Origin of the sequence: Paenibacillus sp. FSL F4-0125 (assembly GCF_038008565.1) — a bacterium.
GTDB lineage: Bacteria > Bacillota > Bacilli > Paenibacillales > Paenibacillaceae > Paenibacillus_AQ.
In genome coordinates this window covers 5,919,617-5,944,318 of sequence record NZ_JBBOZJ010000001.1, presented here as the reverse complement: position 1 = coordinate 5,944,318, position 24,702 = coordinate 5,919,617, and the positions used below count along the sequence as shown (strand labels likewise).

The following is a 24,702-nucleotide window of genomic DNA, read 5'->3' as shown; positions in this document are numbered from 1 at the left end:
ATGGGTTATCCAGAGCAAATTGATATTTTTCAAGAAAAGCTTAATAAAAAAGCAAACGGTGCCAGTTATGTTATTGAAGAGAGATTATCGCTTGTAAATGGCATGTATAGTGGTGCACTTGCGCATGACAACATCAATAATCAGAGCATCGCAGTGTACACAGGGTCACAGTATTCCGGGATCGAGCTACGTAATTTTACGGTGTCTTTTCCGGATGAAGCGCCGTGGCGACGGTTGATCAAGATTTTTGCCGATGTGCCCGAGGTTTATGTGACTTATGAAACCCCCGGCGATACCGTTGAAGCAGAGGATATTAACGGTTTGCAGGAAAGTCTTACTGCTGTTCAAACTGAAATAGAACGGTATAAGAACAAGGGTCAGATTGACGGAGGATCATTCAGAAGAGAGGTGTAAAATGGCACAGACCATACAAATAAAGCGGGGAACAAAGGCTGAGCTAACGAGTTATGGCGTGTTGAAGGCGGGTGAGCTTGGTTTTTGCAATGATACTAAGGAAGTTTATATTGGTGACGGCACGTCTAATTCCATGGTCGGAAGGGCGCTATCGGGTCCAGAAGCTTCGCGTCCAGTTGCTGGAGCCGTTGGCCGGTTGTATTACGTGACTACGGGTTCGAATAGCGGATATTTATATTTTGATGATGGGGCAGCTTGGCGGCGGGTGAATGCGCAGAAGCTTAGTGACCTGACGGGTACAATTGACGATATCGCTGATGGAGCAACCTACGCGAAGGTGCTTAAAGCGGATATTAGTGCGGGACATATCAATAAAGTATCAGATGGCACGAATGTAAAGACTGCCGCTGAGATCAAGACTCACATTGACGATGTGACCAAGCACCGGACAATCAATGATGCCGGGACTACGATTACAGACTTGTGGTCTGCACAAAAGATTAGAAATGAAATTGAGCTGGCTAAGCATAACATCGAACCGCAAGCGTCGGTAAAAGATCAGAACCTGCTGGCTCCACCAGCCAGTCCGGTTGAGGGTGATCGATACATTATTCCAGCTGGAGCAACTGGGGCATGGGCGGGAAAAACGAATCAAATCGTGGAGTACCAATCTGCTGCTTGGGTATTTTATGTTCCTGCCGTAGGCTGGACCACTTATGTTGATGATGAGCAGAAGATTTATAGCTGGAACGGCAGCGCATGGGTTCGAACGGGTGGTGCATTACAGACCATTACAGCTGGAAACGGACTGATTGGTGGTGGACAGGCCGATGCTGTGACGCTGAATATTGGTGCAGGCAATGGGATCACGGTTACTGCAGACGCGATTGCGGTTACAGCTGGAAAAGGGATCACTGTAGATGGTACCGGTGTAGCTGTAAGTGTGGATGGAAGCAGCATCATTTATGATGCGGCGAATGGCAATAAACTTACCGTAGCCAGTATTGATGGCGGAACTTTCTAGGGGGCGGGACAATGACTTTAAAGACATTGATTCAAATACGCCGCGGATTGGAAGGTGCGATTGGAGCACTGGCTATTGGTGAGCTTGGCTACTGTACAGACACAGGTAAGCTATATATCGGTTCTGCTGCTGGGAATGTCTTGCTAGTTGCGGCACAAAGTACCGGAGACATGCTGAAAAGCATTTACGATACGAATAACAATGGCAAGGTAGATTTTGCTCAACAAGCGGATAGTGTAGCTTGGGCGGGGGTAGAGGGGAAGCCATCAGTGTTTCCTCCAGCGACGCATACACATGATTATCTGCCTAAAGGCCCTCTAACCTGGAATCAAATGAAGGGGGTGTAGGGGATGAGCTATGGCAACTCTTTATTCAGCGAATTATTGTATTCCGCAGATGAAGATTCGAATCATCCGGGTGAAGTCGAGGCGCCTGATCTAATGCAGTATTTGCCGGATTATTATAAGAGTGTCCGTGAAATGGAGAAGCTTCAGGAGACCATCGGGCTAGAAATTGGTGGACTGAAGGTAGGCACTATAGATGTACTGGATCAGGCGTTTGTTGAAACGGCAACGGTAAGTCTTGGACGTTGGGAGGCTGAGCTTGGATTAAATATCGATTCATCCAAGTCATATGCCACACGCCGTGAGATGATTAAAGCGAAGCTGCGTGGAAACGGGACGACAACGCCGGAGATGATCCAGCGGACGGCGTCCGCCTTTTCGGGTGGAGTGGTTGAAGTTAAGGAAGTGCCTGATGAGTACCGTTTTGAGATTCATTTTGTGAGTACACTGGGCATACCTCCGAATATGGCAGGGTTGATTCAAATTATCGAAGAGATAAAACCTGCGCATTTAGCTTATGAATTTGTGTTCAGCTATACCTGGTGGGACTCCGTTAAGGTTTTGACTTGGGAGAGTGCTCACAGTAAGACATGGAACGAATTAAGAACTTATAGATAGGAGAGTGACACATGCAAACCACAGGAAATTTGGGATTAAAGAAGCCCGAGGGAACAGATATTGTTGATATTGCCGATCTGAATGGGAATATGGACATCTTGGATAATGCCGTTACTAGCAAGGTCGATAAAGTTACTGGCAAACAGCTGTCTACGAACGATTACACTACGGCGGAGAAAACTAAGCTGGCGGGTGTTGCTGCGGGTGCAACTAACTATACACACCCGGCTACCCACCCACCAGCTATTATTGCTCAAGACGCGAGTAATCGGTTTGTTACTGATGCTGAAAAAACGGCGTGGAATGCTAAAGCCGGTACAGCCGTAGCTACAACTGCTACGAATGGCTTGATGTCTGCTGCGGACAAGACACTACTGAATAACAACACTGGATTCGGTACTACGGCTGGTACAGCCACCGCATATACCCTTACACTTAGCCCAGCACCTACGGTGCTGATAGCAGGATTTAAATTTAGTTTCAAAACACATATTGCTAGCGGAGCCAATCCTACACTCAATCCTAATACTTTAGGGGCCAAAGCAATCAAGAAACCCAATGGAAATGCGGCAACACTTGCCCTGAACGGAGTTTACACGGTTGTATATGATGGGACGGCTTTTATCTTACAGGGTGAAGGAGGTGATTATGGAACAGCGACAGCAGCGGACGTGCTAGCGGGTAAGACGATAGGGACAGAGGGCGGGCTAATTGATGGCGCGATAGTACAAAGAGGTGCTACGGAAGGATACACTAATTCCGTTAGTGCAGCATGGGCAGCGGGTGGTGGATGCTGGGTCCGAATACCAGCGGGGGCATATTTGAAAACTACGGCGGTAGGAAACCCCGAAATACGAGTCACTGATCCTAACGTTGTTCCTGCAAATTGGCTACGAGGGGTATCAATGTTTGGGCAGGATGGAGCTATAGTCAATAGATCTGTGGAGAATAATCACTCCCCGTCAAATGCCGCAGAGATATGGGCGACAGGCGAGGTGTTCTTAATGCCGCAAGCGGGCTACTATAATGGGGTTACCTGGACAAAAAGTACATTTCCAACTCTCGTACCTAGTAACGTCCGCGCGGGTGTCTCTATTGGAACCTTAGTTGGCACACTCCAACCCTGGGTCGGTGGGCTTACATCGGTTGACTTTGAAACGCAGGCAGGGGCTAACGGTAAGACTGAGGAAATGTTTAGATTTCCAGCCGGGTTCACTATCGGATCGTTTGCTGGCTCGATTCTTTTCGGAACGTCGAACAACAACAGCCACCAGGATCATTCAATCGTGCTGCAGGACATCCATGGAAATCGGTTAGTGCTAATTCGTCACTTTGTGGACGGATGGTCGATGAGCACAACACAGCAAGCTACGGGGCTAATAGTAGATAAGCGGTCGCGGCGAATTACAATGCCTAGTACCCAATATATGCAGGGCTTCGGTCACGATGGGGACATTGCGGCGGACGGATCTTTCTCGAAGCCGTTCAATATGGATGGTGAGGTAATGTTGGTTCACGTCGTAGTAGCATCGCTCGGTGGAGGTTACTCTACTGCCTCTGCACGCGGAGCCGCGGTATGGAATTAGAAGGAGGAAAATAGTAATGTACTTTTGCGCATACAACAGCATCAAAATAGTTTACGCGATCTATCACAACGACTGCAGGCGGTATTACCGTAACTAATTCATATAATCAGATTGTAGCTCAAGAATATAAATGAGTGGCTTGGGGCTAAGAAAGGGAGTGAATATAAATGCAAATAGGCAGAAAAATTTATTATGATAACGCCACAGGTAACGTATTAGTTGATACCGGAGAGCATTCCGGCGATGTGGAGACAACACAGGCGTTGGATTTAACAGTCTATAAAGCACTAGCCGAACGCGTAGCGGAAACGGTGGGGTGCTTAGAGCTTGATTACGAGCAATACAAGCAAGACTTTGCAGCATGCAGCGGCTACAAGGTAAGCATCGAAACGGGAAGATTGGAGTTTAGCTATCCTGACCCTAACATCGAACCTGACGAGCCGCAAGCGCTTGTATATCAAGTACCTATGTCCGAGCGTATCGAGCTTGTGGAGTCCGATAATGCCGGGCTGACGCTAGAACTAGCGCAAACACAGGCTAGACTCAACCAGGCGGAACAAGACCACGCCGACTTGTTGCTCACTCTTGTAACGGGAGGTGTATTATAATGGATTGGTACGTAATCATTAAAAGCTATTATGACGCAGGATGTTATTCAAAGGATCAAGTTCAAGTATTTGTAACTGCCAACAAGATCACATCAGAGCAAGCTATAGAGATTACAGATAGCGCCAAATAGTAGGCGTTTTTATTTTGCCCTCGTAGCTGCTACGGGGGCTGTTTTATTTATCACTTAGAAGGGGGCTGTTATATGACCATTGTGGGAGTAAATTCAGGAGGAGGCGATGCTGAAGCAGCGCCCATTGAGCACCGTTTAGAAGATGTTGAAAATAGACTTGTAGTCATCCAAGACGAGATTTTTAGATTTGGAACGGAACATCTAAGTTTTAGTAATGAGCTTCTAATATTAAAAGAAAAACAATCACGCCATGAGGAAGATGTGAAGCAAATTAAACAATCAACAATAGAAATGAAAATTCAATTTAACGAGATTATGAGGCGTTGGGACACTTTAGACTCACGTGTGTTCCAGCTATTGCAACAATCTCAGACGGACAGCAAGAGCGAACGAAAAGTGTTTGTTGATCTACTTAAATACGTGCTGGCTGGTACTATCTTTGCTATTATTGCCTTTTTATTTAAAGGAGGGGTATAGATGCTCACTTTGTCTCAAATCAAAAATAAATCAGCCCAACGTCTAACCAACCTACATCCCGTAGTCCGTTCTGCTGCTACTGCTCTAATCGAACGCTGTTACAAATTCAACATTCCCATTCTCATTACCCAAGGCCTCCGCACAATAGCCGAGCAGGATGCTCTTTACGCACAAGGACGCACTAAGCCTGGAGCGATTGTCACCAATGCGCGTGGCGGGTACAGCTATCATAATTTTGGATTAGCGATAGATTTTGCTCTTTTGCTGCCGAATGGATCGAGTGTGTCATGGGATATGAGACTGGACGGGAATAACGATCAGATTGCAGATTGGCAGGAGGTTGTAAAAGAGGCTAAGGCACTTGGCTTCGAATGGGGAGGCGATTGGACGAACTTTAAAGATTACCCACATTTTCAAATGGCATTTGGCTTAACGCTCACACAGTTACGAGCAGGGGCAAAGCCCTCAATATCCGCAGTGGAGTCAGCGTACAAAATCATCAATCGGAAGGAGGAGGAAACCTTGAAGGGTGACGCAATAGCTGTCGTAAAGGTTAACGGAGTTAAGGTTGCAGATGGAGTGCTTGAAAAAGGCATCACCTACGTTCCCGTTCGTATTATTGCAGAAGCGCTAGGTGCACAGGTGGGTTATGATTCCGCCACTCGAACGGTTGAGATTAAAAGTACTCACTAAGGAGGTATCTATCATGGAAACTAGAGAGATTTTAGATGAAGTTATGGCGTTTGCCTCAATATTAGCAGTATTCGTACTGGCGCTGGTCCAATTGGTCAAAAATAGTATCAACATCCCCCGTAATGTAGTCCCTGTCATCGGACTATTGATAGGTTTGTTCATTGGTGCGGCGGCGTATCCTTTTACCTAACTGGATATCGTTCTTCGCCTTTGGGCTGGAGGTCTGGCTGGTTTATCTGCAACGGGGCTATTCGAGCTAGTCTTTAAGAATCGTCCGGGGACGACGAAAGAGTAAATGGATAATAGTTACGAATCATAAAAAAGGGCTGTTCCAAAACGTCTGAATAGACCTAAGGAAGAGCCCTATTTTCTCCTAACGAGACTACATAGTTAAACTTTAGAACGAAAGCGTACTTCCAGGCAGCAAAGAGTACAGCCCTGCAAAACCTTCTCCTTCTAATATAGAAGTGACATGATCAATATGCGATTTGGGAGCATGAACGAGCACCGACCGGCGGCTGGGAACCGTTTGGAGCATTTCTCGAATGTCCGGTAAGCCTTGGTGGACTTTATAGCGAATTAATGAGATTGTACAACTCGTGTTGCTAGATTCTTCTCCCAAAGACCCTTTAACGAGACGGTGCCCGAAACTACCTGCCGCCAAATGTCCCGTGAAGATCACATGGTTGTCAGGAGAAGCAGAGAGCTGATGAAAGTACGCTTGTGCTTTTGCCGATTGCATCATCCCGTCATTGGTAAATACGATTGCACCCTTAAGATTCAACAATGCCTTTGCACGTTCGTCTGCATTAGATACAATACTCAAGTTCTTTCTGTTAAAAAGCGTATCTACGCGCTGAATAGCGCCCTCTTTCAGCCATTCGGTCTTATCGCTCAAACTTCTTAAAGGTGCTATGAGCTCTTCTTCGACGATCAGCTGATCATCCGGGAAACACTCGCTTGCCCATACGATCAATTCCTGGCTTCTGCCATGGATAGGCACCGGCAGGAGGATGGATCCCCCTTTTTGCAGCGTGCTACAGATCGCAGACTCTAATTGCTGTAACTTTACAAGCTGCTCATCAGGATCCGCGCCGTAGGCGGCATCGATAATGGATAGATCGACGACATCTTTAGCTCCGGCTTCCATAATCGTTGGTGAATCTGCCATGAGCAGCAGCGACTCCTTCGTATAATCCCCTGAGAAAAATACGACTGTTCTCTCCCATTCGAGGATCAGCCAGACCGAACCTGCTAAATGTCCGCTTCGCCCCCATTGTACTCGAAGATTAGGGGCAATCCTCAGCCAAGTCTGAGGGGGGATATGCTCCTCTAAATACATGAACTCAATAGATTGTTTATCTATTTCTTCGTAAGGTAGTGATACAGACTGAGCGGCCACGTATTTATCCCATGCTTCGAAGTAATCGGGAAGCTGTTTAACAGTAGCTTTCGTTGTCCATACCTTACCTGAATATCCGTACTTATATAGTAGGGGAAGTGCTATGGAATGATCCTCATGCGCATGGGACAGAAACACGGCCTGCAAATGTGGGATGATGTCTGTGTCTAGCAGGGGGTATTCACCTGGACCTTCTTTTTTGACACCACAATCGAGTAGAATACCAGATTGCCCATCTTTCTTCTGCAAAAGATAGGAGGAACGGCCATGCTCTCCGGCCCCTCCCCAAATCGTTAGTGTGCTCATCGTTGTCTCCGCTTTCTATCTGGGCTTAAATATTCTAATACTAGTAGTAATATAGTGGTAACGCCGACAGAGATTACTGCCATGGCCATCCCCATCGCCACTGCACCTTGTTCAAATTGGGCAAAAATATAGGTCGCCGAGGTCTGCATTGAAGGTGGAAGAATGAGTAAGGAGGCTACCAGTTCCCGATTGGAAATGGTGAAGGTCATCATCCATCCAGCCACCATCCCCGGTAGAATAAGTGGGAGCAGGATACGGCGGAACACATAAAGCTTGCTTCCTCCGAATACTTGTCCCGCTTGCATGAGGGAAGAATCAATCTGCCCGTAGCTCGCTTTTACATACTGAACAGTATAGGGGATGAATAGCACAACGTAGGTTAGCACAACCATCCAGTAGGTATTATAGAGCGGGATAGGCATCCAGCGAGCATTCCATAGCAGGATTAACCCCACTACGATTACAATTCCAGGAACTGTGTTGGGAAGTAGGCTGAACAAATCTGTAATTTTCTGCTTGAATGTAGCCCCTTTTCCTACGGTTAAGGCAAACCAAGTCCCAAGGATAACAGCGATACTGGAAGCAACAATGGCTAATGTAAAGCTATTCAATAAGGCTTCAAGTCCTTGAGAACCCGGTGATAGCAGCTCTGCATAATGTTTTAAAGTTAAATTGCTCCAAGATACGCCTTCTCCTCGCAGCTTCAATAATGAGGCTGTTATGATTGAGAAATATGGAATGCCGATGGATGATAGCAGTAATAGAACGACATACCCCCAACTAAGGACCCCTACGATTCCCGTACTTCTATAACGTTTGGTACGCGTCCCTTTTCCGCCTATTAAGCGATAAGAGAAGCGGCTGCTTATTAGAGTCTGGATGTACCACATGACGAGACAAACTCCGAGCAGCAAGGAAGCTAGTGAAGTAGCTTTTCCAAAATCTATTGGCCAACTAGAGATATACTTATGGATCTCAGAGGTCAGAACGTAAAAGCCGATCCTACGACCAAAGGTCGCAGGGGTACCAAATTCGGCAATCGTTTTGACGAAGATGAGAAGAGCTCCAAGCCCATAGCTGGATAACAGCAAGGGAATGATTACTCTTTTAAATCTGTAAAAGAACGGAGCGCCATGAACAGAGGCTGCTTCCTCCAGATTGCCCCCAATCTGCAAAAGCGCATTGCGCAGCAGCAAATACAGGAATGGGAAGAGATGCAGGCTCATGATCAGCACCATCCCTTCATAACTAAAGAAATACGGAGTCAGCACGGAGGAAGCGGGCAGAAACTGTTCCATATACCCGCCTGTCTGCATAAATAACATCCAACCCATTGAACCAATGTATGGTGGCGTCATAAATGGGATAAGCAGCACAACATCCAGCCAGTTATGATGCCCTAAGTCCGTTTTAGCCATAATCCAGGCCAGAGGTAGTGCAAATAGCGTAGTTAGTAGAATAACGCTTACCCCGAGCCCGATAGAATTCAGCAGTACCTCAACCAGGTCATGACTACTCATAATGGTTCGTAGTGGCGCGGCTATATCCAGCTGCTTATTGGGATAGATACTGGTCCAAAAAATGAGCAGGAGTGGCAGCAGTACGAGCACTGCCAGTATAAATAAAGCAAGTCCGCCGCTCACCCATTTAAATGAGCGTAAAGAGTTAATATTCATTACGCTTATTTAAAAATTTGTGTGAAGGTCGAGGAAACTTCATCGCTGTGCTCGTTCATCCATTCCCATTTCACATCAAATGTCTTAATTTCATCGAGATTCGCACGATTCTCTGCTTTCACGTCGGTTCTGCCAGGTAATAAGTAAGCTTTGGCTACAAGGGCTTGGGCTTCATCAGATAGAAGATAGTCGATAAAAGCCTTAGCATTATCTACATTTGGGCTTGTCTTAATAATCGCAGCCGGACGAGGGCTGATCACTGTTCCTTCAGCAGGGTAGACGATATCTACAGGCTCACCGTCAGCTTTTGCCTTATAAGCCATATAATCTACACCTGAAGCAACGACGGATTTAGCGCCGGTAATAACTGGATCAAGTGCCTCTTGATTGGCGCCCGCCATCGCTACATCATTGCTTTTATATTGTTTGAAAAGATCCCAGCCGCTGTCCCCTTTAGCGCTTAAATATCCAGTTACGAAATCTAGAGCCGAGCCAGATAGCGAAGGATCTGGAATATTGACGGTTCCTTTCCATTCCGCTTTAGTGAGATCATCCCATGAAGTCGGAGGCGTACTAACTTTTTTTGTATTGTAGACAATCCCCAGTGCGGATGCGCTGTAGCTGAAATAATTTCCATCTGCTGTGTCTGACCAATCGCTTACGAGTTTATCTGCATTCACTGCTTCTTTATATGGAAGTAATAATCCATCGTTCTTCATCCCTTGCATAGACGGAAGGGAGGCAAGAACGACAACATCGACTACCGGATTAGACTTCTCTGCTTCCATACGGGCTAATATTTTTCCTGTAGTACCTTGGAACATTTCGACCGTAATGCCGGTTTTGGCTTCAAAGCCTTCTTTAATTTTATTGGCTAGACCTTCTGGACCTGCACTGTAGACGATAAGATTGCCACTTAGAGCTTTCTCTGTTGGTTGTGGTGCTTCAGTTTGAGCTGTAGTGTTAGCGTTTGAGGTTGGATTGCTTGCGTTAGCTGCAGGCGTGTTAGTAGAGCTACAGCCGGCTAGACTTGCTCCGATTATAGTTGTTAGAAGAAGTGCGCTAAGTCCTTTAGTATTATTCATTGGTTTCAATGTGAATGCCTCCCTAATATTTTTTGCATCTTGCTGCATGGAACAGCATCATACGAGCTATTCCATGCAGTGGACGCTTAATTCAGATGATGGATCTGGTGCTCAGAAGCGTAGACCTGGATCGTTTCTCCAACAGGTAGACGTTGATCATGATAAGCGGTCCAAGTAGTTCGGTTCTCCATGTCCAGAATGACCTCATAGCGATCACCCATATAGCTCACATGTCGAATCGTCCCCGTAAAAGGAAGAGAGGAAGCATCCTCCTGAGACCAACGTAAATGTTCCGGACGAAGCATTTGCTTATCGGGAAGGATCCAGTTGGATTTTCCAATAAAATGGGCTACAAAAGGATGATTTGGTTTCTGATAAATCTCCTCAGGTGAACCTGTTTGTAAAATAGTTCCTCCTTGCATCACGACCACTTCATCTGACATAGACATCGCCTCGGTTTGATCATGGGTGACGTATAGAGCAGTAATGCCCATGTTCCTCACCAAGGAGGTTAACTCCAGCCTCATTTCATCTCGCAAGACCGCATCCAGTGCACTTAACGGCTCATCGAACAATACAAGCTGGGGTCTAGTCACTACTGCTCTGGCAAAAGCAACCCGTTGCTGTTGTCCACCGGATAGCTGATGGGGAAAGCGCAGCTCCAGTCCTTCCAGCTTTACGGAACGAAGGGCTTGCTGAACCCTAATCCGTAAATCCTTTTTCTGCTTAGAGGCACGAAGTCCGAAGGCGACATTCTCGAAGACAGTTAGATGCGGCCAGAGTGCGAAATCTTGAAAGACCATCCCAAAGTTTCGGCTATGGATAGGGCGACTAATTTTTTTGTTACCTGAGAAAATAAACTCGTCATCGATTAGGATTTCTCCAGAATCCGGTGTTTCTAGCCCAGCAATCAGACGGAGTAGTGTCGTCTTTCCACAACCTGAAGGACCGAGTAATGTCGTAAAGCTTCCAGCGGGAATCTTCAGATCTGCAGCCTTCAAGGCATGCACATCTCCGAATTTCTTTTCCAATCTATGGATTGTAATTTCCTTCATCTCTATCTACCTGCCTGTTCTTAAGCTTGTTCTTAGTGTAAAGGTAAAGAATTCCCGCTATATTTGCTGAATGTAACTGTGATATTAACTTTTTTGCCGATTTATTTTAACATTCATAGAATTCTTCTATGGTACCGTTTAGGGAATAGGCGAGGGAGTGGATGATAATGAACCTTAATTTAATCAAGCTGGAAATCGTAGAACTGCTAAATAAACATAAAAAAATAACCACAGTGGCCGATAAACTTGGACTGAAGCAGCCCACCGTTACGTATCATTTGAAGAATTTAGAGCAGCAATTGGGGGAGAAGTTATTTGAATCCAGAATGGATAAAATGATTCTTACGGAGAGTGGAAAAGCGTTTCTTCATTATGCGACTAAAATCAATGCACTGGCTGCAGAAGCGGAGCGGGTTGTAAAAGAGTTCAGTCAGGCGGGTCGGGGAACGCTTAAGATTGGTGCCAGTTACGTTCCAGCTACTTATATTCTTCCGAAAATATTAGGGCTGTTTGGAGAACAACATCCGGGGATTACGATCTCTTTATCGGTTAAGCCTTCCCCTGTGATCAAAGAAATGCTGGCTAGTCATGAGATTGACCTTGGTATTTTGTCTACGGAATCTTTCTATCTGCCTGATCTGCATACTCAAGCTTTGTGTGAAGACGAGCTTGTGCTTGTTTTTGCGCCATCCCACGAATTTGCCGCATTTTCTAATTTAAACCCGGCTATGATTGCTTCAGCGAGTTTTATATTACATGACAAGGAATCAAGTACACGCCAACTGACGGATAAATGGTTTGAGCGTGAAGGGAATGAACCCAGAACCTATATTCTGCTGGATTCACTGGAGGCCATAAAGCAATCACTTATGAGTGGAAAGTATGTTTCGTTTATCTCGCGGCTTGCTGTGGAGGACGAGGTAGCCAGAGGAAGATTGCTAATGCGCACCATTCCAGATTATAATTTTCAAAGACATATTTATTATTCGTATAACCGCGATCGTCATTATTCTCCGCTTATTGGCCTGTTCATCGATCAGATCCGAACACTCCGTATTTAAATACACATACTGAAGGCATTCTAGAGCCATTATATATAAGAAAGAATACATAAAATATAAGGACTGTATAAATTGAGAAATTGGTGTATAATCTTAATTACTGTGTCGCTTTACAGCACAAAAAAGTTGGAGATTTTCACGCGGTTTTATTGTATGATATGAGGAAAGCTTTAATAGAAGATATTTAGACAGACAATAATTAACACATTGATCCGGAAGAGAATGGGGGGAGCAGCATGACCGAACTTACGACTACCGTCAGCAAAAGCAACTCTAACAATCTGCTGCGACGGGACGTACGGTTCTTGGGGAACATTTTAGGAGAGGTCTTGGTTCACCAAGGCGGTAACGAACTACTAGAGATCGTGGAGAAAATTCGCGAAACCAGTAAATCGCTGCGCTCACTATTTTTACCTGAACTGCACAGTGAATTTAAGGAGTTAATCAATTCTTTGGATCCAGAGAACCGTCATCAGGTAATAAGAGCGTTCGCCATTTATTTTCAGCTCGTGAATATTGCCGAACAGAACCATCGGATTCGCCGCAAACGTGACTATGAACGTTCAGCTGGGGAGACAGTCCAACCCGGTTCTATAGAAAGCGCGATTAAAGAGCTTCGTGAACGTGATTTCTCTCATGAGGAAGTTAACGAGATTATTGCAGGATTATCTCTGGAACTTGTAATGACGGCACATCCTACGGAAGCTATGCGCCGTGCTATTCTCGATATTCATAAGCGGATATCTGATGATGTTATGGGTCTGGATAACCCTACTTTAACCTTCCGGGAGCGTGAACAGCTCCGTGAGAAGTTATTAAATGAAGTGATTACGTTATGGCAAACGGATGAACTGCGTGACCGCAAGCCAACAGTACTCGATGAAGTGCGCAATGGGATGTACTATTTCCACGAGACGATTTTCCATGTATTGCCGGACGTTTATCAAGAACTTGAACGTTGTCTGAGTAAATACTACCCAGGACAGAACTGGCATGTACCAACCTACTTGCGTTTTGGTTCATGGATTGGTGGAGACCGCGATGGTAACCCTTCGGTAACTTCCACAGTTACCTCACAGACTTTGCGTATGCAGCGTAAGCTGGCGATTCGGGAATATCAGCGGATTATGCGTGAACTCATGAAATATCTAAGCTTTAGCACTAGTATTGTTAAGGTAACGCCGGAGCTCATTGAATCCATCGAAGCTGATCGTGAGATCATCAATCTCGGCAAGATGGAAGAATGGCGCAATGACAATGAACCTTACCGTATTAAGCTTAGTTATATGATCTCCAAGACACAAAATGTTCTGGATGATGAGAAAAAAGATACTCTTGAGCGTTATTCTACACCTGAAGAGTTTATCGATGATTTGAACGTGATTGACCGCAGCTTACGGCATCACTATGCCGATTATGTGGCCGACACTTATATTAAGAAATTGATCCGCCAAGTGGAGCTGTTCGGTTTCCATACGGCGACACTTGATGTGCGTCAGCACAGTCAAGAACATGAGAATGCTATGACTGAAATTCTGGCGAAAATGAACATTACGCCGGATTACTCCAAACTGTCTGAAGATGAGAAGATTGAGCTACTGGAGAAGCTGTTGAATGATCCACGTCCAATCACTTCTTCTTATCAGACGTATAGTGAGGGTACAGAGGAATGTCTTGCAGTGTACCGGACGATCTTCGCTTCGCAAGAAGAGTACGGCAAACAATGTATCACTAGTTATCTGATCAGTATGGCAGAAGCGGCAAGCGATATTCTGGAGGTTATGGTCTTCTCCAAAGAGGTAGGACTATTCCGCAAAGATAATGACGGTACAGTCGTATGTACGCTGCAAGCTGTGCCACTTTTTGAAACGATTGATGATTTGCATGAAGCACCACAAATTATGAATAGATTGCTCAGCATGCCTATCTACCGCGATGCAGTAAGAGCAATGAATGATTTGCAGGAAATCATGCTTGGATATTCAGATAGTAACAAAGATGGCGGCGTGGTTACCGCTAACTATGAACTGCGTGTTGCTCTGAAAGAGATTACAGCTACAGCCGATAAGTTCGGAATCAAGCTGAAGTTCTTCCACGGTCGTGGTGGAGCGCTCGGCCGTGGCGGCATGCCGCTTAACCGCAGCATTCTGGCTCAGCCAGCCTCGACGATTGGCGGAGGCATTAAGATCACCGAGCAGGGAGAAGTAATCTCCTCCCGTTATTCGATGCAAGGGATTGCTTACCGTAGTCTAGAGCAAGCGACATCTGCGCTTGTGACTGCAGCGATCAATGCGAGAATTCCACAAGCGGATTTATATGAAAAGAAGTGGGAAGAGATTGTTGCCCGTATCTCTGAAGTTTCGCTTCACAAATATCAGGATTTGATATTCCGTGATCCGGACTTCCTGACTTACTTCAAAGAATCCACACCTCTGCCTGAGGTTGGAGAGCTTAATATTGGTTCACGCCCTTCCAAACGGAAGAACAGTGATCGCTTTGAAGACTTGCGTGCAATTCCGTGGGTATTTGCGTGGACACAAAGCCGTTATTTGCTTCCAGCGTGGTATGCTGCTGGAACCGGACTGCAGAGTTTCTATGAGGGTAAGGAAGAGAATCTGAAGATAATGCAGCATATGTATGAGAACTTCTCATTCTTTACTACACTGATAGATACGCTGCAAATGGCTATTTCAAAAGCGGACTTGATCATTGCTAAGGAATACGCCAGCATGGGCAAGAACGAGGAAGCACGTCAACGGATCTTCGGCCAGATTGAAGATGAATTCAAACTGACCTCTGAGCTGATCCTGAAGATTACTGGGCAGCAGGATATCTTGGATAACGTCCCTGTGATTCAGGAGTCAATTAGACTCCGCAATCCTTACGTTGATCCACTTAGTTACCTGCAGGTTCAATTGCTATCTGAGCTTAGAGCGCTCCGTGAAGTCGATGGAGACGATAGCGAATTGCTTCGCGAAGTATTGCTTACTATCAATGGCATTGCCGCCGGCCTTCGGAATACCGGCTGATATAGTCTTAACACAAAAAGTCCGCCCTTTATTGGGCGGACTTTTTGTGCTTAATACGAGCTGTTATGATCATAAACTAATTATTGTTGCTGTGGATTTTACTTGTTCATAAATATTGGAGAGTCAAACCCGATATTTCTTTTTTTACCCTACCCAAGTAACCGAGATGTAATCGGAGGTAAATTAGGAGGGATATAAAATTAGGGGAAAGAGTGCATGGAAAAGAATTTTGGAACTGTAGGAGCGCCAGCGTTCGCCTTTATCCTCAGATTTCGACTGCTATATGCGGTTTATAATCAGGAAATCAGAGGATAACAGCGACCGAAAGTCCAACATTCTTAGGAATGTCATTGGATTCACCCTATCTTTTATTCCTAGAAATTAACTCAGTTTACAGAGAAGGTTACAATACAATCCTTGATTTTTATACAAACTTGAATTACGATTTAATTGCTTGTACCGTGGATATTTCAAAATAAATACCAAGGGCGGCAAGTCTGGGGGAGTTAACAGGTGGAGAATTTGGAAGGCAGATTGACAAAGCTCGCCTTAAAAGGCGACCAAAGGGCATTTGCCGAGCTTGTGGAACTATATAAAGACAAAATATATCATCTGGCGTACCGGATGCTGAACAATCGCCATGAGGCGGAGGATATTGTTCAGGAGACTTTTTTGCGTGTGTATAGAAACTTGGATCGGTATGATGATAAACAGAAGTTCTCTACCTGGATTTATCGGATTGGAACGAACCTCTGTATTGATAGATTACGTAAACGGAAACCAACCTATTCGCTCGATGCAGAAATGAACGATCAGGAGGGCCTTGACGGCTATTCATTGATTCCAAGTGATAATGTGACACCTGAGACCGAATTACTGCTCTCTGAGACGCAGGGGCTAATCTATGAGGCGATTGACAGTCTGCCTGTGAAATACAGGTCTGTAATGATTCTTAGATACCTGCAGGATTTATCACTTCAGGAGATCAGTGATGTGCTCGACATGCCTGTTACCACGATTAAAACGCGTGTTCACCGCGGTCGTGAATTTTTGCGTAAAAAATTAGGCCCGAAAATGTAATAATTGATTTTTTTTATGAAACATCTTTTGAAGAGCAACGTATGTAAGTTAAGCAAGTCTTATGTGTCCTGACCCTTTGTCTTAGGATAATTAAATAGCACTCATGAAAGGATTGGCTCCTATGGAATGCAAACTGGCCGTCTCTATGATGCACGATTACTTGGATGACGACTTGCCCGAACAGCAGCAGAGGGAATTGAAGGAGCATCTTCTATCCTGTCCAGATTGCCGTGCAAAGTTTAAAGAATTAGAACAGACAGATATGTTGATGTTCTCCCTTATGCATCAGAATCCCGTCGCCTCAGATGATCTTGTGAGCCGGATAATGAGTTCATTGCCAAAGTCCAAGAAAGAAAAAGCTTTCATTACCTGGATCAAGAGACACCCTGCACTTACAGCGGCATCTCTGTTTCTTGTCGTAATGCTAATGAGCACCGTAACTTTTTGGAGTCCAGATAGACAACTTGTAGTTAGAGGAGTAGATCTGGATCAAGTGGTCATCAAAGGGGATACTGTAATCGTACCTTCCGGCAAGATTATTACCGGTGACCTTACCATAGAGAATGGTAAAGCACAGGTATATGGGGAAGTGAACGGCAACGTAACAGTTATTGACGGCTCTTTGTATCAGGCTTCAACGGCTCATATTTCTGGGCAAGTCAAAAGCATAGACCAAGCAGTAAGTTGGCTCTGGTATAAAGTGACGAACATGTTCTCTGAAGTTGCCTACCGTTAATGCGGGCAGTGGTTACCTTGAGCTGGAATATTATTTTGCGCCTCTTTTTCCGGAAAGATGGCGCTTTTTTGTTGCCTTAATTTAGAAAATTTAGAAAATGCGTGAGGTACTAAACTTGCAACTGGAGCCCGAACGTTATAACCTAGATATGATATAGATCTAACAGACATTTTACATAAACCCAGCTAATATGAAATGACGGGGGTTTTAGGCAATGAGTTATTTTACAGATTTAACATGGAAAGACTCCATTAAAGATATAATTGATATCTTGATCGTCAGCTACATTATTTATAAAGTGCTTAATATGGTGCGCGGAACTCGAGCGATTCAACTGCTAAAGGGGATTCTCGTACTGGTTTTGATTTGGGCTGTGAGTACCATCCTAGATCTCTATACGCTCAAATGGCTAATGAATCAAATGTTTACATTCGGGGTGCTGGCGGTCTTTATCATTTTTCAGCCGGAACTACGAAGGGGACTGGAGCAGCTTGGACGAGGCAGATTTTTCGGACGGGCTGGGGAAAGTGATGAAGAGCTCAGTAAATTAATTGGCGAAGTCATTAAAGCCGTAAATTATTTATCACATAGAAAAATAGGGGCATTAATCGTATTCGAGCGAGAGACAGGCCTCAATGAATATACGGAATCGGGTATCGCCATGCGTTCTCTAGTCAGCTCGGAGTTGCTGATTAACATCTTTATTCCTAACACACCTCTGCATGACGGAGCCCTTATTATGCAAGGAAACCAGATTGCCGCCGCTGCTTGTTATTTACCTTTGTCTGAGAACCCTTTTATTAGCAAGGAACTGGGGACACGGCATCGTGCAGCTATAGGGATCAGTGAGGTTGCGGACTCTGTGTCTGTCATTGTCTCAGAGGAGACAGGACAGATTTCTCTGGCCATCAATGGTCAAATTGTGAGGGACATTAAAGAAGAATCAATGATTTCGAAGCTCCATCAAGAGCTAAGTGTAAGTTCATCGCTGAAGGAGAAAGGTTCAACTTTCTGGAAACGGAAGGGGGACAAAAATCATGGATAAGTGGATGAGCAATAACAATTTCAATAAGATTCTTGCCCTTGCGTTTGGGATTATTCTGTTTACAATGGTCCGTGTCGACACAGCACCTGTTGGACAGACCACGGTCGATACTAAGTCGAAGATTATTGAGAATGTAAAGATCGAAGAGGTCGGTCTAGATAAAGATAAATATGTGCTGGAATACAAGGATGTAGATAGTGTCAGTATGGAGGTTAAGGGGAAGAACTCTGATATCTCCTTTCAGTTCTCGGACGACTATAAAGTGACTCTTGATCTAAGTAAGGTTGAGCCTGGAGATAATACGTTGCCACTCTCTTATTCATTACCTAGAGGTGTAACGCTCGTCAGAATGACCCCTAAAGAGGTCAACGTACATGTAGAGCTGCGAAATACAAAGTCTTTTCCCATAACCTTGGTTACCAAGGGAGAACCAGCAGCGGGTTATCAATTGGGCACCCCTGTCATGCAGCCTACAGATACTGTTGAGGTTACGCTTCCTGATAATGAGTTAAGCAAAGTGGTAAAGGTACAAGGCACCATTGAGCTAAATGGGGAGAATGAAACCTTTAAAGAGAAGAAATTGAAGCTACACGCTTATGATAGTGAAGGAAAAGAAGTGAAGGACGCTGTAATTGAACCAGCTACCGTATCGGTGGAATTGCCAATTACTTTGCCTTTTAAGAGCCTGCCACTGGATATCGGCTTTACCGGTCAACTTCCAGATTCTCTCGTCTTATCGAATGTGACACCAGAACTGGAATCAGTTGTTGTATATGGTCAAGCAAATGCATTAGCAGCTTTATCAACCTATGAAGCAAGTGTTGATCTTAGCGCTATAGATTCTGCAGGAACGAAGCAGCTGAAGTTAGATCTGAAGCCTCCGGCTGGAACTGAGAAGGTCATGCCTGAAACTGTGAATGTTTCATTAACGATTTCAGAAATTGCTGAACGGAAGGTTGAAGCGGTACCCATCAAATTACAAGGTGTGGGTGATGGGCTAGAGGGAAGTATTGTTAATCCACCAAGTAAGGATATAGACCTTACCTTAACGGGTGCACCTACTTTGTTAAATCAACTAGATAAGAAAGATTTAAGTGTTGTGGCAGATGTGACTGGCCTTACTGCCGGGACTCATGAGGTTTCTTTACGGGTATCACTGCCCAAATTCATTGCACTGGCTAATTCAGGCGTGCCTCTTACGGTGACTGTGCAACTACTATCACCTGCAACGCCGGTGCCTACGCCTCATCCAGATACGGGGAGTGTAACTACTCCTGAGCCAAGCTCTGAGCCTGTTATAGGCGATGAGGGAGCCACTGAGAAGCCCACCCATAGTGGAGAGGCTGGTGGGACAGCAACGCCTGACCCGACAGATAGCAATCCAGAGAATAACGGCACAGCTAACACAAGTACGAATTCCGAAAATCCTGTAGGTACAGGGGGAACATAACCTTTTATTGAAATACGTCTTTTAGGATATGTCCCAAAGGTACACCAAAATAGTATTCAAGTCATATGATAGAACATTAAGCTAATGTAGCGTATTCAAAGGAGAAAAATAATGGGGAAGTATTTTGGAACTGACGGTGTGCGGGGAGTAGCGAACCGTGAATTAACAGCAGAAATGGCCTATAGCATTGGTCGTTGCGGAGGATATGTACTAGCGGGTAACGTGCATAAACCAAAGGTTGTCATCGGAATGGACACACGTATTTCCGGTCCTTTGCTTGAATCGGCTCTTATTGCTGGTTTGCTGTCTATTGGAGCAGATGTAATCCGTATAGGTGTAGTGAGTACGCCTGCTGTTGCCTATATTACTAGATTATTAAAGGCCGATGCAGGGGTAATGATTTCTGCATCACATAATCCGGTTGAAGATAATGGCATTAAGTTCTTTGGCGGAGATGGTTTCAAGCTTACGGATGAAACTGAGCTGCGTATTGAAGAGCTTATGGATGCTGAGGTAGATGAATTGCCGCGTCCTATCGGTTCAGGTTTAGGTATGGTTACGGTTGATAATGATGCTAAGTACCTCTATTTAGAGTATTTGAAGACTACAATTTCTCAGGATTTTAAAGGGGTCAAGGTCGTACTCGACTGTGCTCACGGCGCAGCGTATGAACTTGCACCAAGATTGTTCAGAGAGCTTGGCGCTGAAGTTATTTCTATTGGATCTGAGCCTGATGGCTTGAATATTAATGCTGGATTTGGTTCGACACATCCAGAGACTTTGCGTGAAGAAGTATTGCGTCAAGGAGCGGATTTGGGGCTTGCTTTTGACGGAGATGCTGACCGATTGATTGCGATTGATAATAAAGGTGATGAAGTTGACGGAGACTTTATCCTTTGTATTTGCGGGGATGCAATGAACCGTGCCGGCAAGCTGAAAGATAGCACAATTGTATCAACGGTTATGAGTAATATTGGATTCTACAAAGCTACCGAGAAATTATCCCTGAACACTGCTAAAACAGCTGTGGGCGATCGGTATGTGATGGAAGAAATGCGCCGTGGCGGCTTTAATCTAGGTGGAGAACAGTCTGGACATGTTATCTTCCTTGATTATAATACTACAGGTGATGGTATTCTGACGGCTATTCAGCTGGTAGATACACTTATAGCTTCAGGTAAGCAGCTTAGTGAACTCAAAAGCATGATGACAAAGTATCCTCAAGTACTGGTTAATGTTCGTGTTCAGGATAAGACCAATTATCCTAACAACCAGGCTATCGAAGCGGCTATCGCTGAAGTAGAAGGCAAGCTAGGCGACAATGGCCGTGTGCTTGTCCGTCCGTCCGGTACGGAGTCTCTAATCCGGGTTATGGCAGAGGGACCAGATAAGGCAGATCTAGATCTTTATGTGAATCAAATTGTAGAAGTGGTTCAACGCGAATTGGTATAATTCATTCCCATAATTATATAGCCGGTGTAGTGAGCGAGATTAATTCGGACTCATTACACCGGTGTTTATCACTTATAGGATGGATCCAATGAACAGGAAATGGAAATTTGGGTTGGTACAGCATTGCCAAAGTACTACAAGGTGCATATAATAGATTAAGTGTCATTCTAGAAGGAAAGCGGGGATTGTGAGGTTTGCAATAGCAAGCGCCAGAGCTTGGTCTAGCGCGGGGGAGAAGGGAAAGCTGCTACATGGTTATGTAGACAAGGGCTTGACCGGATCACGGCAGACGTAAGCTGACGAGGTGGAGGTGTTCGAAATGTTCGGCGGGGACCTCCCGGTGATGTACCAGAGCCGTAAATGGAGACGGAAAATGGAAGGGCGACCTTTCACACAACGTTTTCATGGGTGCATAAGAAATATAAAAATTCATGTGTGCGCGCATCGTAAAGAAACACGGTAGTTCTGCCACGGCAGAGAAGAAGGCTGTGCATTTCATGAACATAGGATGTAAGTGACAGTTTATTTTGTTGATCCAAAACACAACAGAATATTTGCTTTTTCTCAAAAACATGCCGCACGGCACGTTTCTTTCCTTATGCCGCCACATTACGATAACTCGGACGGGGGAAATTATAATGTGTGGTATTGTAGGATATATTGGTAATCAGAATTCGCAGGGGATCTTGGTTGAAGGATTGAAGAAGCTGGAGTATCGGGGATATGATTCCGCTGGTATTGCTGTATTCACTGGGGAAGGATTGCAAGTAGTGAAAGCACAAGGCCGTTTGGCGAATCTGCAGTCGAAGCTGGAAGGCAGCCCACTGGCAGGTAGCGCCGGTATCGGACATACACGCTGGGCAACTCACGGTAAACCATCCGATGAGAATTCGCATCCACATACGGATAACAGCATGAAGTTCTCGGTCGTTCATAACGGTATTGTTGAAAACTATCTGGATCTGAAAGAAGAGCTGATTGCTGGCGGGTGCCACTTTGTCTCTGAAACAGATACAGAAGTGATTTCACATCTGATTGCTCGTGAATATGACGGGGATATCGTGAAGGCTGTGCAAAAAGCGATTACCTTCATGCGCGGTGCGTTTGCATTAGGCGTCCTGACTGAATATGAACCAGATAAATTGGTGGCTGTGCGTCAAGCGAGCCCGCTCATTATCGGTCTTGGCGAAGGAGAAAACTTTATCGGGTCAGATATTCCTGCATTGCTTGAGTATACCCGTAATGTATATATTTTGAACGACGGCGAAATGGCAGTCCTGACAAGAGATGCTGTCGAACTGATGACGATTGAAGGCAACTTTATTTCTCGGGAAATGATTACTGTCGATTGGGATGCAGTTACCGCGGAAAAAGGCGGCTACGAGCATTTCATGTTGAAAGAGATCCACGAGCAGCCTAAGGCTTACCGCGACACTATGCGTGGTCGTATTAATGCCGAAGGCAACAAGGTTGTTTTGCCAGAGCTGAACATGACGGAAGAACAAATCAAGAACATCCGTAACATCCAAGTTGTTGCTTGCGGAACGGCATACAACGCTGGTGTGGTAGGACGTACTATGATCGAATCTTTGGTTCGTATTCCGGTTGAGAATGATATCGCATCGGAATATCGTTACCGTTCACCGATCGTGACACCAGAAACTTTGGTTATTGTTGTCAGCCAATCCGGTGAGACTGCGGATACATTGGCTGCTCTGCGTGAAGCGCAAGCTAACGGTGCACATGTATTAGCGATCACTAACGTAGTGGGCAGTTCTATTGCTCGCGAAGCGAATGATGTGTTGGTAACTTTGGCAGGTCCTGAAATTGCAGTAGCCTCGACCAAAGCCTATACTTCACAATTGGTTGCCTTCGGATTGTTTGCTCTTTATTTAGCTGAAGTTCGTGGTACACAAACCGAAGCACAAGTGGCTAAGATTCTAGCAGCTATGCAAGCTCTACCAGAGCAAGTAGAAGAGATCCTGGCTCAAAAAGAAGCGATCAAAGGTTATGCAGAACAAATTTCTGAGCACAAAAACCTTTTCTTCATCGGCCGCGGCGTAGACTACGCTGTTGCTCAAGAAGGATCCTTGAAGCTGAAAGAAATCTCTTATATTCACTCCGAAGCTTATGCCGCAGGTGAATTGAAGCACGGTACGCTGGCTCTAATCGAAGAGGGCGTTCCGGTTATTGCCCTGGCAACTCAGGAAGCTGTGCTTGAGAAGACTGTGAGCAACATTAAAGAAGTGAAGGCTCGCGGCGCTGACGTGCTTGCGATCACTCATCAAGAGCATTTGACTGACCTGCTTAGATCAGTGGATCAAGTGTTTGTGATTCCTAAGACACTGCCAATGCTGACAGCAGCGTTGTCCGTAGTACCTCTGCAATTATTGTCTTATTATGCTTCTCTTGCGCTGGGTCATGATGTGGATAAACCACGTAACTTGGCGAAGAGTGTTACTGTGGAGTAGGGTTTGTTGGGAATAGACAATGTGTGTAAAATGACATTAAAGTTAGGTACTAGTATTAATGTGAGTAACCTAACAATAATGTTTGTGTCTTCACAAAATAGATCGTAATTACTATTCAAAATCATTTGTATACCATTAAGCCGCTCATATTTTGAGCGGCTTTTTTTAATATATAATTCGTTGAAAAGAAGTTTATTCTTATAGTCATGAGAGCTGTAAAAAGAAAATAGTGAACTAAACTAAAAAAGAGTATTAGACTCAGCAAATAAAGTTATAGACTGGCGCAAACCCCATCCGGCTAGGCAGCTAGCTGTTCCGCAAACCAAGATACTTCGGAGCAGGCGGTGCTAGGCGCGGACAACATCTCCGTTCTAGTGTCCAAAGAAGCTGAAAATTATCAAGAGCTTGATAGAGGAATAAAGCATTAATCGAGGGCTATCGTTACGCTAACGAGAAGGATAGTTATAAAGATTGTTTGAATACCGTGTAAAAAAAGAATTGACATTGGAGTTAACTCCAATGTTATTGTAAATGTATGGAAAATCAATATTCTATAAAAGAGGTTTCACAGATCCTTGGTATTCCGAAGGATACGCTTCGGTACTATGACCGTATTGGAATCGTATCGCCGTCCCGGGAACACAATTCTTACCGTAGGTATTCGAAGGACGACCTCGTCGATTTGATGAATATTCAAATCATGCAGTATGCGGACTTTTCTCTAGAAGAAATAAAGGGGAAGTTTCAGTTCCACAGAATGCAGAGTGTAGATCCTGCTTATTATCAGGAGGTCGCTGAATTCCTTGATGCCAAAAAACGCGCAAGAAAATTGCACATCTAGAAAAGGTCAGTCAGTTGCTCGACGTAGCAGTTGAAGCGCTAAGGGACTTAAATCATGAAAGCGACCAGCGACTGGCAGTGTTCGTTCGGGAGATTTACCGGGATCTTCACAGGAAGGA

22 protein-coding genes and 1 pseudogene are annotated in these 24,702 nt (G+C 44.9%); 19 read left to right on the top strand and 4 right to left on the bottom strand.

All coding sequences use genetic code 11. The features are described 5' to 3' along the window. From NST74_RS26425 to NST74_RS26380, 10 genes and pseudogenes are all read left to right on the top strand, one after another. Window positions 1-414, top strand: a complete 414-nt coding sequence (locus NST74_RS26425; RefSeq protein ID WP_042131191.1) for a hypothetical protein — start codon at window positions 1-3, stop codon at window positions 412-414. 1 nt (window position 415) lies between these two features. Further along, on the top strand, window positions 416-1,438 hold the full coding sequence (locus NST74_RS26420; protein WP_341115331.1) for a DUF2793 domain-containing protein: 1,023 nt from the start codon (window positions 416-418) through the stop codon (window positions 1,436-1,438). Window positions 1,439-1,449: 11 nt separating this feature from the next. Beyond that, window positions 1,450-1,785: a hyaluronate lyase N-terminal domain-containing protein gene (locus NST74_RS26415; RefSeq protein ID WP_341115329.1), complete on the top strand. Its 336-nt coding sequence runs from the start codon at window positions 1,450-1,452 to the stop codon at window positions 1,783-1,785. Between the two features lie 3 nt (window positions 1,786-1,788). After that, complete coding sequence (locus NST74_RS26410; RefSeq protein ID WP_341115327.1) at window positions 1,789-2,400, top strand: putative phage tail protein; 612 nt, start codon at window positions 1,789-1,791, stop codon at window positions 2,398-2,400. An 11-nt stretch (window positions 2,401-2,411) separates the two neighbouring features. After that, on the top strand, window positions 2,412-3,986 hold the full coding sequence (locus NST74_RS26405) for a hypothetical protein (protein WP_341115325.1): 1,575 nt from the start codon (window positions 2,412-2,414) through the stop codon (window positions 3,984-3,986). A gap of 167 nt (window positions 3,987-4,153) precedes the next feature. Next, on the top strand, window positions 4,154-4,594 hold the full coding sequence (locus NST74_RS26400) for a hypothetical protein (protein ID WP_341115324.1): 441 nt from the start codon (window positions 4,154-4,156) through the stop codon (window positions 4,592-4,594). After that, complete coding sequence (locus NST74_RS26395) at window positions 4,594-4,725, top strand: XkdX family protein (protein WP_341115322.1); 132 nt, start codon at window positions 4,594-4,596, stop codon at window positions 4,723-4,725. Before NST74_RS26400 ends, NST74_RS26395 begins: the two co-directional genes overlap by 1 nt. Window positions 4,726-4,797: 72 nt before the next feature. Further along, window positions 4,798-5,202 (top strand): hypothetical protein, encoded by a 405-nt coding sequence (locus NST74_RS26390; RefSeq protein ID WP_094871759.1) that lies wholly within the window; start codon window positions 4,798-4,800, stop codon window positions 5,200-5,202. Then, window positions 5,203-5,895: a M15 family metallopeptidase gene (locus NST74_RS26385; RefSeq protein ID WP_341115320.1), complete on the top strand. Its 693-nt coding sequence runs from the start codon at window positions 5,203-5,205 to the stop codon at window positions 5,893-5,895. 13 nt (window positions 5,896-5,908) lie between these two features. Next, window positions 5,909-6,190, top strand: a pseudogene (locus NST74_RS26380) (holin). Window positions 6,191-6,292: 102 nt separating this feature from the next. Here the strand turns inward: NST74_RS26380 and NST74_RS26375 are convergent. The 4 genes from NST74_RS26375 to NST74_RS26360 form a co-directional block, all read right to left on the bottom strand. Then, entirely contained in the window at window positions 6,293-7,603 is a 1,311-nt protein-coding gene (locus NST74_RS26375; protein ID WP_341115318.1) for an MBL fold metallo-hydrolase, read from the bottom strand. After that, window positions 7,600-9,279: an ABC transporter permease gene (locus NST74_RS26370; protein WP_341115315.1), complete on the bottom strand. Its 1,680-nt coding sequence runs from the start codon at window positions 9,277-9,279 to the stop codon at window positions 7,600-7,602. The genes NST74_RS26375 and NST74_RS26370 overlap by 4 nt, the downstream gene beginning before the upstream one ends. 5 nt (window positions 9,280-9,284) lie before the next feature. Continuing rightward, window positions 9,285-10,364: an ABC transporter substrate-binding protein gene (locus tag NST74_RS26365; protein ID WP_341115986.1), complete on the bottom strand. Its 1,080-nt coding sequence runs from the start codon at window positions 10,362-10,364 to the stop codon at window positions 9,285-9,287. An 86-nt stretch (window positions 10,365-10,450) separates the two neighbouring features. Continuing rightward, window positions 10,451-11,419, bottom strand: a complete 969-nt coding sequence (locus NST74_RS26360; protein ID WP_341115313.1) for an ABC transporter ATP-binding protein — start codon at window positions 11,417-11,419, stop codon at window positions 10,451-10,453. A gap of 167 nt (window positions 11,420-11,586) precedes the next feature. Here NST74_RS26360 and NST74_RS26355 point away from each other — a divergent pair, with 167 nt between their 5' ends. The 9 genes from NST74_RS26355 to NST74_RS26315 all read left to right on the top strand — a co-directional run bounded on the left by NST74_RS26355 (window position 11,587) and on the right by NST74_RS26315 (window position 24,584). Continuing rightward, the gene (locus tag NST74_RS26355; protein ID WP_042131177.1) at window positions 11,587-12,480 is read left to right on the top strand and encodes a LysR family transcriptional regulator; all 894 of its coding nucleotides are present in this window, start codon (window positions 11,587-11,589) and stop codon (window positions 12,478-12,480) included. Window positions 12,481-12,716: 236 nt separating this feature from the next. Beyond that, window positions 12,717-15,509: a phosphoenolpyruvate carboxylase gene (gene ppc, locus NST74_RS26350; RefSeq protein ID WP_341115310.1), complete on the top strand. Its 2,793-nt coding sequence runs from the start codon at window positions 12,717-12,719 to the stop codon at window positions 15,507-15,509. Between the two features lie 513 nt (window positions 15,510-16,022). Then, window positions 16,023-16,589: an RNA polymerase sigma factor SigW gene (gene sigW, locus NST74_RS26345; protein WP_036681288.1), complete on the top strand. Its 567-nt coding sequence runs from the start codon at window positions 16,023-16,025 to the stop codon at window positions 16,587-16,589. Between the two features lie 121 nt (window positions 16,590-16,710). Next, window positions 16,711-17,325: a zf-HC2 domain-containing protein gene (locus NST74_RS26340; RefSeq protein ID WP_042131175.1), complete on the top strand. Its 615-nt coding sequence runs from the start codon at window positions 16,711-16,713 to the stop codon at window positions 17,323-17,325. A gap of 214 nt (window positions 17,326-17,539) precedes the next feature. Continuing rightward, window positions 17,540-18,370 (top strand): diadenylate cyclase CdaA, encoded by an 831-nt coding sequence (cdaA, locus tag NST74_RS26335; protein WP_042131174.1) that lies wholly within the window; start codon window positions 17,540-17,542, stop codon window positions 18,368-18,370. Further along, on the top strand, window positions 18,363-19,820 hold the full coding sequence (locus NST74_RS26330) for a CdaR family protein (RefSeq protein ID WP_341115306.1): 1,458 nt from the start codon (window positions 18,363-18,365) through the stop codon (window positions 19,818-19,820). The genes cdaA and NST74_RS26330 overlap by 8 nt, the downstream gene beginning before the upstream one ends. Window positions 19,821-19,931: 111 nt before the next feature. Then, window positions 19,932-21,272 carry a phosphoglucosamine mutase gene (glmM, locus tag NST74_RS26325; protein ID WP_042131172.1) on the top strand — a complete coding sequence of 447 codons (1,341 nt, stop codon included), beginning with the start codon at window positions 19,932-19,934 and terminating at the stop codon, window positions 21,270-21,272. A gap of 638 nt (window positions 21,273-21,910) precedes the next feature. Beyond that, window positions 21,911-23,743: a glutamine--fructose-6-phosphate transaminase (isomerizing) gene (gene glmS, locus NST74_RS26320; protein ID WP_042131171.1), complete on the top strand. Its 1,833-nt coding sequence runs from the start codon at window positions 21,911-21,913 to the stop codon at window positions 23,741-23,743. 535 nt (window positions 23,744-24,278) lie between these two features. After that, window positions 24,279-24,584, top strand: coding sequence for a MerR family transcriptional regulator (locus tag NST74_RS26315; protein ID WP_341115303.1), 306 nt, complete (start codon window positions 24,279-24,281; stop codon window positions 24,582-24,584). The last annotated feature ends 118 nt before the right edge of the window (window positions 24,585-24,702 follow it).

Excerpts from the sequence above, each read along its gene's own strand:
- NST74_RS26330 (WP_341115306.1), top strand. The coding sequence starts at position 18,363 with ATGGATAAGTGGATGAGCAATAACAATTTCAATAAGATTCTTGCCCTT.
- NST74_RS26420 (WP_341115331.1), top strand. The coding sequence starts at position 416 with ATGGCACAGACCATACAAATAAAGCGGGGAACAAAGGCTGAGCTAACG.
- NST74_RS26340 (WP_042131175.1), top strand. The coding sequence starts at position 16,711 with ATGGAATGCAAACTGGCCGTCTCTATGATGCACGATTACTTGGATGAC.
- NST74_RS26370 (WP_341115315.1), bottom strand. The coding sequence starts at position 9,279 with ATGAATATTAACTCTTTACGCTCATTTAAATGGGTGAGCGGCGGACTT.
- NST74_RS26355 (WP_042131177.1), top strand. The coding sequence starts at position 11,587 with ATGAACCTTAATTTAATCAAGCTGGAAATCGTAGAACTGCTAAATAAA.
- NST74_RS26385 (WP_341115320.1), top strand. The coding sequence starts at position 5,203 with ATGCTCACTTTGTCTCAAATCAAAAATAAATCAGCCCAACGTCTAACC.
- NST74_RS26405 (WP_341115325.1), top strand. The coding sequence starts at position 2,412 with ATGCAAACCACAGGAAATTTGGGATTAAAGAAGCCCGAGGGAACAGAT.
- NST74_RS26425 (WP_042131191.1), top strand. The coding sequence starts at position 1 with ATGGGTTATCCAGAGCAAATTGATATTTTTCAAGAAAAGCTTAATAAA.
- NST74_RS26365 (WP_341115986.1), bottom strand. The coding sequence starts at position 10,364 with ATGAATAATACTAAAGGACTTAGCGCACTTCTTCTAACAACTATAATC.
- NST74_RS26410 (WP_341115327.1), top strand. The coding sequence starts at position 1,789 with ATGAGCTATGGCAACTCTTTATTCAGCGAATTATTGTATTCCGCAGAT.
- glmS (WP_042131171.1), top strand. The coding sequence starts at position 21,911 with ATGTGTGGTATTGTAGGATATATTGGTAATCAGAATTCGCAGGGGATC.
- NST74_RS26395 (WP_341115322.1), top strand. The coding sequence starts at position 4,594 with ATGGATTGGTACGTAATCATTAAAAGCTATTATGACGCAGGATGTTAT.
- NST74_RS26375 (WP_341115318.1), bottom strand. The coding sequence starts at position 7,603 with ATGAGCACACTAACGATTTGGGGAGGGGCCGGAGAGCATGGCCGTTCC.
- cdaA (WP_042131174.1), top strand. The coding sequence starts at position 17,540 with ATGAGTTATTTTACAGATTTAACATGGAAAGACTCCATTAAAGATATA.
- NST74_RS26415 (WP_341115329.1), top strand. The coding sequence starts at position 1,450 with ATGACTTTAAAGACATTGATTCAAATACGCCGCGGATTGGAAGGTGCG.
- NST74_RS26315 (WP_341115303.1), top strand. The coding sequence starts at position 24,279 with ATGGAAAATCAATATTCTATAAAAGAGGTTTCACAGATCCTTGGTATT.
- ppc (WP_341115310.1), top strand. The coding sequence starts at position 12,717 with ATGACCGAACTTACGACTACCGTCAGCAAAAGCAACTCTAACAATCTG.
- NST74_RS26390 (WP_094871759.1), top strand. The coding sequence starts at position 4,798 with ATGACCATTGTGGGAGTAAATTCAGGAGGAGGCGATGCTGAAGCAGCG.
- NST74_RS26360 (WP_341115313.1), bottom strand. The coding sequence starts at position 11,419 with ATGAAGGAAATTACAATCCATAGATTGGAAAAGAAATTCGGAGATGTG.
- NST74_RS26400 (WP_341115324.1), top strand. The coding sequence starts at position 4,154 with ATGCAAATAGGCAGAAAAATTTATTATGATAACGCCACAGGTAACGTA.
- glmM (WP_042131172.1), top strand. The coding sequence starts at position 19,932 with ATGGGGAAGTATTTTGGAACTGACGGTGTGCGGGGAGTAGCGAACCGT.